General features: G+C 44.7%; 15 protein-coding genes. 14 read left to right on the top strand and 1 reads right to left on the bottom strand.

What is annotated here, in order from left to right:
* Window positions 1-992: 992 nt before the first annotated feature.
* Complete coding sequence (locus SST111_RS09060) at window positions 993-2,348, bottom strand: aspartate kinase (protein ID WP_099810825.1); 1,356 nt, start codon at window positions 2,346-2,348, stop codon at window positions 993-995.
* Between the two features lie 176 nt (window positions 2,349-2,524).
* Here SST111_RS09060 and SST111_RS09065 point away from each other — a divergent pair, with 176 nt between their 5' ends.
* The 14 genes from SST111_RS09065 (at window position 2,525) to SST111_RS09130 (ending at window position 14,441) form a co-directional block, all read left to right on the top strand.
* Window positions 2,525-3,166, top strand: coding sequence for an HAD family hydrolase (locus tag SST111_RS09065; protein WP_029185327.1), 642 nt, complete (start codon window positions 2,525-2,527; stop codon window positions 3,164-3,166).
* A 437-nt stretch (window positions 3,167-3,603) separates the two neighbouring features.
* The gene (locus SST111_RS09070) at window positions 3,604-4,395 is read left to right on the top strand and encodes an enoyl-CoA hydratase (protein WP_029185328.1); all 792 of its coding nucleotides are present in this window, start codon (window positions 3,604-3,606) and stop codon (window positions 4,393-4,395) included.
* An 80-nt stretch (window positions 4,396-4,475) separates the two neighbouring features.
* A complete protein-coding gene (gene fabT / locus SST111_RS09075) occupies window positions 4,476-4,910 on the top strand; it encodes a fatty acid biosynthesis transcriptional regulator FabT (RefSeq protein ID WP_002942505.1) in 435 nt (144 codons plus the stop codon).
* Window positions 4,907-5,884 carry a beta-ketoacyl-ACP synthase III gene (locus SST111_RS09080; protein WP_099810827.1) on the top strand — a complete coding sequence of 326 codons (978 nt, stop codon included), beginning with the start codon at window positions 4,907-4,909 and terminating at the stop codon, window positions 5,882-5,884. Before fabT ends, SST111_RS09080 begins: the two co-directional genes overlap by 4 nt.
* A gap of 59 nt (window positions 5,885-5,943) precedes the next feature.
* On the top strand, window positions 5,944-6,168 hold the full coding sequence (locus tag SST111_RS09085; RefSeq protein ID WP_002938891.1) for an acyl carrier protein: 225 nt from the start codon (window positions 5,944-5,946) through the stop codon (window positions 6,166-6,168).
* A gap of 167 nt (window positions 6,169-6,335) precedes the next feature.
* A complete protein-coding gene (gene fabK / locus SST111_RS09090) occupies window positions 6,336-7,301 on the top strand; it encodes an enoyl-[acyl-carrier-protein] reductase FabK (RefSeq protein WP_099810830.1) in 966 nt (321 codons plus the stop codon).
* A 1-nt stretch (window position 7,302) separates the two neighbouring features.
* On the top strand, window positions 7,303-8,223 hold the full coding sequence (fabD, locus tag SST111_RS09095; protein WP_029179322.1) for an ACP S-malonyltransferase: 921 nt from the start codon (window positions 7,303-7,305) through the stop codon (window positions 8,221-8,223).
* 9 nt (window positions 8,224-8,232) lie between these two features.
* Window positions 8,233-8,967: a 3-oxoacyl-[acyl-carrier-protein] reductase gene (gene fabG, locus SST111_RS09100; RefSeq protein ID WP_099810833.1), complete on the top strand. Its 735-nt coding sequence runs from the start codon at window positions 8,233-8,235 to the stop codon at window positions 8,965-8,967.
* A 293-nt stretch (window positions 8,968-9,260) separates the two neighbouring features.
* Window positions 9,261-10,496 carry a beta-ketoacyl-ACP synthase II gene (fabF, locus tag SST111_RS09105; protein WP_099810836.1) on the top strand — a complete coding sequence of 412 codons (1,236 nt, stop codon included), beginning with the start codon at window positions 9,261-9,263 and terminating at the stop codon, window positions 10,494-10,496.
* The gene (gene accB, locus SST111_RS09110) at window positions 10,497-10,973 is read left to right on the top strand and encodes an acetyl-CoA carboxylase biotin carboxyl carrier protein (RefSeq protein ID WP_099810839.1); all 477 of its coding nucleotides are present in this window, start codon (window positions 10,497-10,499) and stop codon (window positions 10,971-10,973) included. It abuts the gene before it with no gap.
* A complete protein-coding gene (gene fabZ, locus SST111_RS09115; RefSeq protein ID WP_099810841.1) occupies window positions 10,970-11,392 on the top strand; it encodes a 3-hydroxyacyl-ACP dehydratase FabZ in 423 nt (140 codons plus the stop codon). Before accB ends, fabZ begins: the two co-directional genes overlap by 4 nt.
* A 24-nt stretch (window positions 11,393-11,416) precedes the next feature.
* On the top strand, window positions 11,417-12,790 hold the full coding sequence (locus SST111_RS09120; protein ID WP_099810844.1) for an acetyl-CoA carboxylase biotin carboxylase subunit: 1,374 nt from the start codon (window positions 11,417-11,419) through the stop codon (window positions 12,788-12,790).
* 14 nt (window positions 12,791-12,804) lie between these two features.
* Window positions 12,805-13,671 (top strand): acetyl-CoA carboxylase, carboxyltransferase subunit beta, encoded by an 867-nt coding sequence (gene accD / locus SST111_RS09125; protein WP_099810847.1) that lies wholly within the window; start codon window positions 12,805-12,807, stop codon window positions 13,669-13,671.
* Window positions 13,668-14,441, top strand: coding sequence for an acetyl-CoA carboxylase carboxyl transferase subunit alpha (locus SST111_RS09130; RefSeq protein WP_024382873.1), 774 nt, complete (start codon window positions 13,668-13,670; stop codon window positions 14,439-14,441). The genes accD and SST111_RS09130 overlap by 4 nt, the downstream gene beginning before the upstream one ends.
* Window positions 14,442-14,451 lie beyond the last annotated feature (10 nt).

The following is a 14,451-nucleotide window of genomic DNA, read 5'->3' on the forward strand; positions in this document are numbered from 1 at the left end:
ATCTGGCCTAATCAACTGTGCGGGGGTGGGAAGACGAACTCTTTTTATCTTGGTCGAGTTCTTTCCCACTCCCTATTTCCAACTTCAAACACTCCACTGGATTGTTTGAACTCGCCTTGCCTGATTTTGTAAAAGTGACTTGCTTTGCAAGTATTATCTCCCACCTTGCACAGTCCATTGACTGTGCAAGCAATCTGGGGGATACGAATAGTCCAGTGGACTATTCGTACCTGAGCCTGAAAACAAAAAAGCGAAGTACATCAGCTGGTCACCTAGAAATAAGAAAGCATTGAGTTACGCCTGCGGCTTTTGATGAGTCTGGGCAAAAAGTCCAGGACCACTACTCAGAGTTCGTGTCAACATCTCAGCGCAGTGGTTGATTGGCAGATTTGTTCGTGTTTTGCACTCCAAATCTGGCCTCTACGACTGATGCGAACAGAGTTCGCCTTATCTCCAACCTCAAACTGTCTCCCAGACAGTTTGAGCTGTGCGGGGGTGGGAGTGAAACAGTCTGGGGATAGACTGTTTCAGCTCAACAACTAGAAATAAAGACTTGTTGACGAACTCTTTTTATCTTGGTCGAGTTCTTTCCCACTACCTTTGTCCCCAGTCTCCAACTATCTCCCAGATAGTTGGAGCGAGTACTAAAAGTAAACTAAAAGACTATAATGAGGCTGGTCAAAAAGTCCAATACTCAATGAAAATCAAAATTATCCGTTGTCAACTTGCCTTGATGAACTCCAGTTCTATCTTCGACTCCTAGGCTACTTTTGATTTTCATTGAGTATAAAAAAATAAAAAATAGCTTAGAATTGCATCGTCAGAAACGTTGATTCTAAGCTATTTTTGTTTATTCAAATTTTAATTGGTACTCAATGAAAATTAAAATCAGACTAGCTCCAATGGAGCTTGACACTCATCAAATCAAGTCAACAACGTCTGGTTTTGATTTTCGAAGAGTATGAAGAGGGAACTGACCTACCTCGTTGTGATTATTGCTCGTTAAAAAAAGCTTCATAGAGTGCGTGCAGGGCGCGTTTCTTTTCTTCGGTTTTGACAACGAACATAACAGAAACTTCACTGGCTCCCTGTGAAATCATTGCCAAGTTGACATTTTGTTTAGAGAGGGCAGTGGTAGCGGTAGCTGTTACACCGACATGGCTCTTCATATTTTCACCAACAATCATGATAATAGATAAACCATGTTCGATTTCGGCCTTGTCAACTTCCATTTTCGTATTGAGTTGACGAAGGATCTCTTCTTCCTTGATAGGAGTCAATTCACGCTCACGGACTACGATGGATAAATCGTCAATCCCGGTCGGCATGTGCTCCCAGCGAATATTGAGATCTTCGAGAATTTGCAACACCTTGCGACCAAAACCAACTTCACGGTTCATCAAGTATTTGGACAAGTTAATGCTGACAAAACCATCGTCTGCAGCAATACCGACAACAGGAACTGTTTGCTCGGTATGTTTGTGTACAATTCGGGTACCAGGGTGAGTTGGGTTATTGGTGTTTTTGATAACCAATGGAATTCGTCCGCGATAGGCAGGAAGGAGGGCTTCATCGTGGAGGACGGAGAAACCTGCATAAGCTAATTCTCGCATTTCACGATAGGTCAATTCTTTGATTGAATGTGGATTTTTAATGATACCAGGATGGGCAGCAAAAATACCATCGACATCTGTAAAGTTTTCATAGAGGTCAGCCTTGACCCCGGCAGCAATGATGGAACCTGTAATGTCCGATCCACCTCGTGAGAAGGTACAAATCTGGTTATCAACAGTTACACCGAAGAATCCTGGAATAATGAGTACTTCATCTGTATCACGAAGCTCTTCGATTTTGTCATAACTTGAAGGCAAAATGCGAGCATTTCCTGGTTCGGAGCTGACAACAATACCAGCTTTTTTAGGATGGACATAGCGTGCAGGCAATCCTCTGTGAGTAAAATATTCGGCAATCAATTTGGCATTATTATCTTCACCAGCTGCTAAGAATGCGTCGTAAAGGAATTCGTTATCATCAATTGGTAGGCTGGCCAAAGAGATGATGCTGTCTGCGATTTTCTTCATGCTGTTAGCTGTGAAACCAAGTTCGTCAACCATTGCCTGATAACGGTTGATGATCCATTCTTGACTGGCAGTCACATCTTTTCCGTTAACATATTCTTTATAATATTTAATCAACGCATCAGTAACTTTAGTATCCTCGGCATTGCGTTTTCCAGGTGCAGACACCACAACAAAGCGACGTTCTGAATCAGATTGAACAATATTGAAAACTTTTTCTAACTGTCCAGCTGAAGCAAGTGAGCTTCCCCCAAATTTAATAACTTTCATTCTCATCTCCTTGGATATTTTTTTCTATTATAGCAGAATGATATAAAATTGTCAGTATGTTCAGACAAATCTTGCCAAGAATTTTATCGAAAAACGAACAAGAGACAAGTATGAAAATTTCAGAAAAACATTTTTTTCTTTCAACTGTGTTACAATTAAAGGAATAGGAGGCGATTATGGTAAAAGCAATTATTTTCGACATGGATGGTGTACTTTTTGACACAGAAACATTCTATTTTCAGCGTCGAGCGGATTTTTTAGCGACAAAAGGTTTGTCGGTTGATCATTTGGCTCCATCTATATTTGTCGGTGGAAGGGCTAGTCAAATTTGGCAACGGATTTTAGGGGATGATTATGATAACTGGGATGTCCCTGCCTTGGAAGAAGAATATCGTGTGTATAAAGAAAAGCGACCAACCCCTTATGCAGAGAGGATTTTTCCTGAAGTTAAAGCGGTATTGGAGAGACTAACTATCCAAGGTATTCCTGTAGTTTTGGCTTCAAATACCGACCGTTCAGAAATCGAACGTGCTCTACTAGATGCTGGTATACGCTCTCATTTTAGTCATATTTTCTCAGCGATGGATTGTGAGGCCCCAAAACCAGATCCTACAGTTTATATGAAAGCAGCTAGTGCAACAGGAGTAGCTAAATCGGACATTTTAGTATTTGAAGATAGTGCGAAAGGGATTGAAGCGGCTAAAAAAGCAGGTTTGACAGTTTGGGCTATTCGAGACCAGCATTATGGAATTGATCAGTCGAAAGCAGACAAATTGATAGACAATCTTGAAGAGGCCTTTGACTTACTGCGATTTTAAGAAATATGATATTGTAGTCCAAGTATCAGTTCTCGTGAAAAATGGTATTTCTAGCTCAGAATCCAGTTAGATTTTCCAAAAGTGTCAACGTGAAAAAATGAAAGTTGTAAATTAAACTTAGAGCCTATAATTTACAGTTCAGACTTGTATATTGAGGTTGTTTTTTCAAAATACAGTCAGTATTTCCCGCAAAAACTACTTTGATGAGTGAAAAAGCCAAGGCGCTTTGCGTGTGAATATAGGTTCTTAGACACGTTATTTTCTAGCATATCTAAATTTTATATTGCGATGATAGCCCCCATCTTTTTCGGATGTCACACTTTCCTTGCTAGAAAAAAAGTGACAATTATAAAAACTGTGTTACAATGGAAAGCAAGAATTTGAAGTTTGATATTCAAATCTTTTAATTGTCAAACTATTTTGAAGGGAGCAAGGGAATGGTCTACCAAACAATTCGTTATGAAGTAATTGATTCCGTAGCGATTCTAACTTTAAACAGACCGGAAGTGGCAAATGGTTTTAATATTCCTATGTGTGAAGAAATCTTAGAAGCAATCCGCCTTGCAGAAGGGGATGCCTCCGTCAAAATTTTACAAATTCAAGCACAGGGTTCCATTTTCTCCGTGGGTGGAGATTTAGTTGAGATGAAGCGTGCGGTTGATGATGATGATATTGCTTCTTTAGTAAAAATAGCAGAGCTGGTGAATGATATTTCGTTTGCGATGAAGAAATTGTCTAAAGTAGTCATTATGGTGACAGATGGGGCAGTGGCTGGAGCCGCGGCTAATATGGCAGTGGCAGCTGATTTTGTTATTGCCTCCAGCAAGACAAAATTCATCCAAGCCTTTGTAGGCGTTGGACTTGCGCCGGATGCGGGGGGGCTCTTTCTACTGAGTCGTGCTATTGGGGCTAATCGTGCTAGTCACTTGGCGATGACTGGAGAGGGCTTATCAGCGGATAAGGCTTTAGAATATGGGATTGTTTATAAATTGGCAGAGCCAGAAAAACTAGAAAAGACAGTTGCCCAGGTCATAAAAAAACTCTTGCGAGGCTCAGTAAACTCTTATGCAGCAATCAAACAACTGACATGGGAAAGCCAATTTAAAGACTGGGAGTCTTATCGCCGATTAGAGCTAGATTTGCAAGAAACATTGGCCTATAAAGAGGATTTTAAAGAGGGAGTTCGAGCGCATGCAGAACGACGTAGACCAGTGTTTACGGGAGATTAATTTTTAAATTAGTAAAAAAATATTTGACAATCAAAGTTTTATGGTTTATACTTTGACTATCAAAGTAAAGGAGGCCTGTTTTGGAAGATCCAAAAGTAAATGAATATCTAACGGCCATTTTTAACAATGTGTTGGTGATTGAAGAAACAAGTCTGCGTAGTAGCCGATTCAATGATATTTCGATTAAGGAAATGCACACGATTGATGTGATAGGAAGTATTGATGGAGCTACTCCGAGTGATGTTGCTCGGACTTTGATGGTAACCTTAGGTACTGTTACAACTAGCTTGAACAATTTGGAAAGAAAAGGATATGTTGAGCGTATTCGTTCGACCAAAGATCGGCGAGTTGTTCATCTCTATCTGACCAAAAAAGGTCGACTGGTCTATCGTTTACATCAACGATTTCACAATGAAATGGTGAAACAGATTACAGATGGTATGGATGATGCAGAGTATCAGGTAATGAAGAAAGGACTCATGAAACTCTATCACTTCTTGGAGGATTTGAAATGAGAAACCATGCTAAAATCAGTCAGGTGGCCCACAATCTTCCGAAGAAGATTGTGACCAATGATGATTTGGCTCAACGAATGGAGACCAGTGATGAGTGGATTCGTAGCCGTACAGGTATCGGTCAACGACACATTGTTACTGGAGAGACGACGAGTGATTTGGCTAGTCAAGTGGCTAGAAAATTACTGGAAAAGTCTCAGCTAGATGCTAGTGAAATTGATTTCATCATCGTAGCAACGATTACTCCAGATGCTTCAATGCCATCTACGGCAGCTATGGTTCAAGCGGCAATTGGCGCGAAAAAGGCTTTCGCCTATGATCTCGTTGCAGCTTGTTCAGGATTTGTTTTTGCGCTATCAACAGCGGAAAAATTACTTGCTTCAGGAGTCTATAAGAGAGGACTTGTCATTGGTGCAGAGACCCTATCTAGGTCTGTCGACTGGTCAGATCGATCAACGGCTGTTTTATTTGGAGATGGTGCTGGAGGAGTTTTGCTGGAAGCGTGTGAACAACCGAGCTTTTTAGCAGAAATCTTGCGAACGGATGGCGGTCGAGGTGCGAGTCTGACAGCAGGGATAGACCAGAAAGAGACGCCATTCTCGACACAAAGTCGTCAACAACCCTTTATCCAAATGGAGGGTAGAGCTATATTTGAATTTGCGACTAGAGATGTTACGGCAACCATGGCAGAGCTGCTAGAACAAGCTGATATGACTGTGGATTGCGTTGATTATTTCTTGCTCCACCAAGCCAATATACGTATCCTGGATAAGATGGCTCGTAAATTGGGAGTGGCGCGTGAAAAATTTCCAGCAAATATGGATAAATATGGCAATACCAGCGCAGCAAGTCTTCCTATTCTCTTATCAGAATGTGTAGAGAGCGGAATGTTGCGATTGGATGGAAGCCAGACTGTTCTCATGGCTGGTTTCGGTGGAGGCCTCACATGGGGAACTCTACTCTTACAACTTTAGTTAATCCCTTGCCCTAGGCAAGATTAAAATATTTTATTTTCCAAAAGGAGACACATATCATGGCAGTATTTGAAAAAGTACAAGAAATCATCGTTGAAGAATTGGGTAAGGATGCTGAAGAAGTAACCCTTACAACAACTTTTGAAGATTTGGACGCAGATTCATTGGATCTTTTCCAAGTTATCTCTGAAATCGAAGATGCATTCGACATCCAAATCGATACTGAAGAAGGTTTGACAACTGTAGGCGATTTGGTTGCCTACGTTGAAGAAAAAACAAAATAATGACTGTTAAGGAAAGTGCTATTTAGCATTTTTCTTAAATTAAATACTTTGATAATCAAAACGTTGAAATATCAAAGTATTTATTAAGTGAGGGCTTTGCCCTCGCTTGTTTGGCTAATTATTTGATGTTCAAATGATTAGGTAAGCAAAGAAAGATTGAGGGAAATATGAAAACAAAGATTACAGAATTATTGAACATTGATTACCCGATTTTCCAAGGTGGTATGGCCTGGGTAGCTGATGGAGATTTGGCTGGTGCTGTTTCAAATGCTGGTGGTCTGGGTATCATCGGCGGAGGAAATGCTCCAAAAGAAGTCGTTAAGGCGAATATTGACAAGGTGAAGTCTATCACAGACAAACCTTTCGGTGTCAATATCATGCTTTTGTCTCCTTTTGCGGATGACATTGTTGACTTGGTCATCGAAGAAGGTGTGAAAGTCGTTACCACAGGAGCAGGAAATCCAGGTAAGTATATGGAGCGTCTCCATGCTGCAGGGATTACAGTTATTCCTGTTGTACCAAGTGTGGCTCTTGCGAAACGCATGGAAAAATTAGGGGTAGATGCTGTTATTGCTGAAGGTATGGAAGCCGGAGGCCATGTTGGTAAATTGACCACCATGACCTTGGTTCGTCAGGTTGTTGAAGCTGTATCCATTCCTGTTATCGCAGCAGGTGGTATTGCAGATGGTGCAGGTGCAGCGGCAGCCTTTATGTTGGGAGCAGAAGCGGTGCAAGTTGGAACTCGTTTTGTAGTAGCTACAGAGTCCAACGCCCATCAGGCTTATAAGGAAAAAGTTTTAAAAGCTAAGGATATTGATACAACTGTATCTGCTTCTATTGTTGGACATCCTGTGAGAGCTATCAAGAATAAGTTGTTATCTGCTTATGCAGCTGCAGAGAAAGATTTCTTGGCAGGTAAAATTTCGGCAGATGCTATTGAAGAACTTGGTGCGGGAGCACTCCGCAATGCAGTTGTTGATGGTGATGTAATAAATGGTTCCGTGATGGCTGGTCAAATTGCTGGTCTAGTTTCTAAAGAAGAATCTTGTGAAGATATTTTGAAAGACATCTATTATGGAGCAGCCAAAGTGATTAGAGATGAGGCAAGTCGTTGGGCTTCCGTTGGAGAATAAGATGACAAAAACAGCCTTTTTATTTGTAGGTCAGGGGGCCCAGACACTTGGTATGGCCCGTGACCTCTATGAGACTTATCCCATTGTCAAGGAAACTTACGACCAGGCTAGTCAGATTCTGGGTTATGATGTGCGGGACTTGATTGACCATCGGGAAGACGAGCTCAACCAGACCCGCTATACCCAGCCTGCGATTTTGACAACCTCACTTGCCATTTATCGTTTGTTGGCAGAAAAAGGGATAAAACCCGACATGGTGGCTGGTTTGTCCTTGGGAGAATATGCAGCCTTGGTTGCCTCCGGTGCCTTGGCCTTTGAAGATGCCATTGCCTTGATTGCCAAACGGGGTGAGTTTATGGAAACGGCTGCGCCAGCAGGGACTGGTAAGATGGTCGCTGTCCTTAATGCAGATGTCAGCTTGATCGAAGAGGTCTGTTCATCTGTTACCTCTGGGATTGTTTCTCCAGCCAACTACAACACACCAGCCCAAATCGTTATCGGTGGCGAGGTGGCTGCAGTGGATGAGGCGGTTGAAGCCTTGAAGGTGACGGGAGTCAAACGCATGATTCCCCTCAATGTGTCGGGGCCTTTCCACACGGCTCTCTTGCGTCCAGCTTCGGAGCAATTGGCTCAGGCCTTGGAGCAGGTGGAATTTTCGGACTTCCAAGTAGAGTTGGTCGGTAATACGGAAGCCAAGGTCATGAAAAAAGAGGACATCAAGTCCCTCTTGACCCGTCAAGTGATGGAACCAGTCCGTTTTTATGAGTCAATCGCAACCATGCAGGAAGCTGGTGTGACCAAATTTATCGAAATCGGTCCAGGAAAGGTCTTGGCAGGCTTTATCAAGAAAATTGATAAGACAGCTGAGGTGGTGACAGTAGAAGATGTGGCAAGTCTAGAAGGCTTGTTGACTAGCCAATAAGGAGAAATCATGGAACTTACCAAAAAAAATGTGTTTGTGACAGGTTCAAGTCGTGGAATCGGCTTGGCCATTGCCCATAAGTTTGCAAGCCTTGGTGCCAATGTGGTGCTGAATGGTCGTGGTCAGCTGGGGCAGGACTTGCTGGATAGCTTTTCAAGCTACGGTGTCAAAGTGGTGGCGATTTCAGGCGATATTTCCAGCTCGGCAGATGCCAAACGAATGGTAGCTGAGGCAGTTGAGGCTCTTGGTAGCGTCGATATCTTGGTCAATAATGCAGGGATTACCAAAGACGGTATGGCCTTGCGAATGACGGAAGAAGATTTCGAGAGCGTTTTGAGTATCAATCTAACAGGGACCTTTAACATGACCCAGGCTGTTTTGAAACCGATGACCAAGGCACGTGAAGGGGCTATTATCAACCTTTCCAGTGTGGTCGGTTTGACAGGGAATGCTGGGCAGGCCAACTATGCCGCTTCTAAGGCAGGTGTGATCGGCTTTACAAAATCTATTGCCCGTGAAGTCGCTAGTCGCAATGTTCGTGTCAATGCTATCGCACCAGGCTTTATTCAGTCCGACATGACAGATGTTCTGTCTGACAAAATCAAGGATGCCATGTTGGGGAAAATTCCGATGAAACGCTTTGGCTTGACGGAAGAAGTAGCGGATGTAGCTGTGTTCTTGGCGAAGCAAGAATACCTAACTGGACAAGTGATTGCCATTGACGGCGGCTTGACCATGCAATAATCCAGTCTTCCAGTTTATCTTTTATTACTTCGACGAGCGAGGAAACTTCGTTTCCAGATTTCCAGCTTCAAACAATTTATTGGATTGTTTGAACTCGCTTTGCCGTACTAACGGAGCGGTACTTACTATCGTAAGTACGATTTCCCATCTTCAATAGTCCAGTGGACTATTGAAGATGTCTGCAGCTTGTTGAAATGAACTTTGTTCGTAGTACTAAAAGCAAACTGAAAGACTGCAATGACGCACTTTGAATTCAATATTGTTTTGTGTGTTGTTTTAAGAGAGGTTTGAAAATGACAAAATTAAATCGTGTAGTAGTAACAGGCTATGGTCTGACATCGCCAATTGGCAATACGCCAGAGGAATTCTGGGATAGCCTGGTCAATGGTAAGATTGGAATCGGAAAGATTACCAAGTTTGATACCAGTGAATACTCTGTTCATAATGCTGCGGAAATAAAGGATTTTCCTTTTGACAAATACTTTGTTAAAAAAGATACTAACCGCTATGACAATTACTCCCTCTATGCTCTCTATGCAGCTCGTGAGGCAGTAACCAATGCTGGTCTGGATACAGAAGCGGTTGACAGCGACCGTTTCGGTGTTATCTTGTCAACTGGGATCGGTGGGATTTTGGAAATCGAAGAGCAGGTTGCTCGCATGAACGAAAAAGGACCAAAACGGATTCGTCCGATGGCACTTCCAAAAGCTCTTCCAAATATGGCGGCTGGAAATATTGCCATGCAGGTTGGAGCCAATGGTGTCTGCAAGTGTGTCATCACAGCCTGTGCTTCGTCAAATGATGCCTTGGGTGAAGCCTTCCGAGAAATCAAGTTTGGCTTCCAAGATGTTATGCTGGCAGGTGGTTCAGAAGCGGCTATTACGCCTTTTGCCATCGGTGGTTTCCAGGCTTTGACAGCAATGTCGACAACTGAGGACCCAGAACGTGCTTCTATTCCCTTTGACAAGGACCGCAATGGTTTTGTCATGGGAGAAGGGGCTGCTGTCTTGGTCTTGGAAAGTTTGGAACACGCAGAAGCGCGTGAGGCAACCATCTTGGCTGAAATCGTTGGTTATGGAAATACCTGCGATGCCCACCACATGACCTCTCCACACCCAGAAGGTTTGGGGGCCATTAAAGCTATGAAATTGGCGATTTCAGAGGCCGGTTTGGAGCCAGCTGATATTGACTATATCAATGCCCATGGCACTTCGACACCGGCTAATGAAAAAGGGGAAAGCCAAGCTATCGTATCTGTCTTCGGCAAGAACACGCCAGTTTCTTCCACCAAGTCCTTTACAGGTCACTTGTTGGGGGCAGCGGGTGCCGTTGAAGCAGCAGCTGTTATTGAGGCGATGCGTCATTCTTACGCACCAAAGACAGCAGGTACGACGGAGTTGTCTGACTATATCGAGGCGGATGTCATCTTCGGTCAAGGTCGTGACATGGAAATCCGTCATGCCATTTCAAATACATTTGGCTTTGGAGGTCACAACTCGGTGATTGCTTTCAAACGTTGGGAGGCTTAAGTGAATATTACAGAAATAAAGGACTTGATGAGTCAGTTTGACCAGTCAAGTTTGCGAGAATTTTCATATAGCAATGCTGGGGAAACCTTGCATTTCAGTAAAAACCAGCAGGCGACAGCGGCTCCGAGTCCAATCGTAGAAGCTCCGCTTGCTCCAGTAGTTACAGCGAACCCAGCACCTGTACAGGCAGTTGAGACGAGTGAGGGAACTCCAGTAGAAGTTAACTCAAGTCCCGTAGCAGAGGGTGCGGTAGTGGAAAGTCCGCTTGTTGGAGTGGCCTATTTGTCACCAGCCCCTGACAAGCCAGCCTTTGTAGCAGTCGGCGATACGGTCAAAAAAGGGCAGACCCTCATGATTATCGAAGCCATGAAGGTCATGAACGAAGTGCCAGCTGATCGTGATGGTGTGGTCGCAGAGATTTTGGTGGCCAACCAGGACGTTGTAGAATTTGGACAAGGATTGGTACGCATCAAATGATTGATATTTTGAAAATTAAAGAGGCTCTTCCTCATCGCTACCCTATGCTCCTGGTCGATCGTGTCCTTGAAGTATCGGAAGATGAGATTGTCGCCCTTAAAAATGTGACCATTAACGAGCCCTTCTTCAACGGGCATTTCCCAGACTATCCTGTCATGCCAGGTGTTCTTATCATGGAGGCTTTGGCACAAACCGCAGGTGTCTTGGAGTTGTCCAAGGAAGAAAACAAGGGCAAGCTGGTCTTTTATGCCGGCATGGATAAGGTTAAATTTAAGAAGCAAGTTGTACCTGGTGACCAGTTGATTATGACAGCTAAATTTATCAAACGCCGTGGAACCATTGCGGTCGTTGAAGCAAAGGCAGAGGTGGACGGAAAACTGGCTGCGTCGGGGGTACTAACCTTTGCCATTGGAAATTAGTATCTAAAGGAGATAGGATTCATCATGTTTGAGAAGATTTTGATTGCCAATCGTGGTGAGATTGCGGTGCGGATTATTCGTGCGGCCAGAGAGCTTGGGATTGCGACCGTGGCTGTCTATTCAGAGGCTGACAAGGAAGCTCTCCACACCATGTTGGCAGATGAGGCTGTCTGTATCGGTCCGGCCCGTTCGACAGACTCCTATCTCAATATGCAGGCAGTCATCTCGGCGGCTGTTGTGACAGGTGCCCAGGCCATTCATCCTGGCTTTGGATTTTTGAGTGAAAACTCTAAATTCGCCACCCTCTGTGAAGAGGTCGGTATCAAATTTATCGGGCCTTCTGGGACGGTCATGGATACCATGGGCGATAAAATCAATGCCCGAGCAGAGATGATTAAGGCTCAAGTGCCTGTTATTCCAGGATCAGACGGTGAAGTCTTAACTAGCCAAGAAGCTCTTGCAATCGCTGAGAAAATTGGGTACCCTGTCATGCTCAAAGCATCGGCAGGAGGTGGCGGTAAGGGGATTCGTAAGGTGGAAAAAGCTGAAGACCTAGTGCCTGCCTTTGAATCAGCTTCCAGTGAGGCCAAGGCAGCCTTTGGAAACGGAGCCATGTATATGGAGCGTGTTGTCTATCCAGCCCGGCATATCGAGGTGCAGATTTTGGCGGACCAACACGGCCATGTCATCCATCTAGGAGAACGGGATTGTTCCCTTCAGCGTAACAATCAAAAGGTTTTGGAAGAAGCTCCATCTATCGCTATTGGTCAGACCATGCGGGACCGTATCGGTCAAGCAGCAGTGCGGGCTGCCCAGTCAGTTGGTTATGAAAATGCGGGGACCATTGAGTTTCTCTTGGATGAAGCCAAGGGCGAATTTTACTTCATGGAAATGAACACACGGGTGCAGGTGGAACACCCTGTTACCGAATTTGTCACTGGTGTGGATATTGTCAAGGAGCAAATCAAGATTGCGGCTGGTCAGGAACTCAGTGTCCGACAAGAAGATGTGAAGATTACTGGTCATGCCATTGAATGCCGGATCAATGCTGAAAATCCAGCCTTTAACTTTGCCCCAAGTCCAGGTAAGATTTCCAACCTCTACCTGCCAAGTGGCGGCGTTGGTCTGCGTGTGGATTCGGCAGTTTATCCAGGCTACACCATTCCGCCATATTATGATTCTATGATTGCCAAGGTTATCGTGCATGGGGAAAATCGTTTTGAAGCCCTGATGAAGATGCAGCGAGCCCTCTACGAATTGGAAATTGACGGAGTGGTGACCAATACAGACTTCCAGCTGGACTTGATTTCCGACAAGCGAGTGGTGGCAGGTGACTACGATACTGCCTACCTCATGGAAGAATTTTTACCCCGCTATCAGGAAGAATTAAAAAAGTAAATTAGGAGAATGCTATGGCTTTGTTTCGCAAAAAGGACAAATATATCCGCATCAATCCCAATCGTTCGCGGATAGAGTCAGCACCTCAAGCAAAGCCAGAGGTGCCAGATGAACTCTTTTCCAAATGCCCAGCTTGTAAGGAAATCCTCTACAAGAAGGACTTGGGACCAGAGAAAACCTGTCAACACTGTTCCTATAATTTTCGGATTACGGCCCAGGAACGCTTGGCTTTGACAGTGGATGAAGGCTCATTCGAGGAATTGTTTACAGGGATTGAAACCCAAAATCCCTTGGACTTTCCAAATTATCTCGAAAAACTGGCAGCCACCCGTCAAAAGACAGGCTTGGACGAGGCTGTTTTGACAGGAAAGGCGACCATCGGCGGACAACCAGTTGCCCTTGGAATCATGGATTCTCACTTTATCATGGCTTCAATGGGCACAGTGGTCGGTGAGAAAATCACTTGCCTCTTTGAGCTGGCTACTGAAGAGAAACTGCCAGTTGTCCTCTTTACCGCATCTGGTGGTGCTCGCATGCAGGAAGGCATTATGAGTCTGATGCAGATGGCCAAGATTTCGGCAGCCGTGAAACGCCATTCCAATGCTGGCCTCTTTTACCTGACGGTCTTGACAGACCCCACAACAGGAGGTGTGACAGCTAGTTTTGCCATGGAAGGTGATATTATCCTAGCTGAGCCGCAGACCTTGATTGGTTTCGCAGGACGACGGGTTATTGAGTCAACCGTTCGAGAAAATCTGCCAGACGACTTCCAGAAGGCTGAATTTTTACAAGAACATGGCTTTGTTGATGCTATTGTCAAACGCCAGGACTTGCCTGCGACCATCAGTCGCTTGCTGAGAATGCATGGAGGTGTTAGATGACCAGTGATGTAGCACGTATGATCCGTTTGGCACGTGACCAAGCTCGCCTGACCACCTTGGACTATGCCACACAGCTCTTTGATGACTTTATCGAATTGCACGGTGATCGGAATTTCCGTGATGACGAAGCTGTAGTGGGTGGCATCGGCTTTCTAGCAGGTCAGCCGGTGACAGTCATCGGTATCCAAAAAGGGAAGAATCTCCAAGACAACCTCAAACGCAACTTCGGTCAGCCCCACCCAGAAGGCTACCGCAAGGCCCTTCGTCTTATGAAACAGGCGGAGAAGTTCGGCCGTCCCGTTGTCACCTTTATCAATACTGCTGGAGCTTATCCCGGTGTTGGTGCCGAGGAACGTGGACAGGGTGAGGCAATTGCCCGCAACCTCATGGAGATGAGTGACCTCAAGGTGCCTATTATCGCTATTATCATCGGCGAGGGCGGCTCTGGTGGAGCTCTGGCTCTAGCGGTCGCAGACCAGGTCTGGATGCTGGAAAACTCCATGTATGCCGTCCTCAGTCCTGAAGGTTTCGCCTCTATCCTCTGGAAAGACGGCAGTCGGGCCATGGAAGCGGCAGAACTCATGAAGATTACCTCCTATGAGTTGGAGAAACTCCAAGTGGTCGATAGGGTGGTTTTGGAAAATGGCAGAGCGACCAAGGAAGTCTTGGCTGATATCAAGGAAAACCTCATCAGCCAGTTGGCTCAGTTACAAGCCTTGCCACTTGATGAGCTGCTCGAAAACCGCTATCAACGATTTAGAAAATACTAGGAAGACCTAG

Origin of the sequence: Streptococcus suis YS161, from assembly GCF_002760245.1 — a bacterium.
GTDB classification, from domain to species: domain Bacteria; phylum Bacillota; class Bacilli; order Lactobacillales; family Streptococcaceae; genus Streptococcus; species Streptococcus suis_I.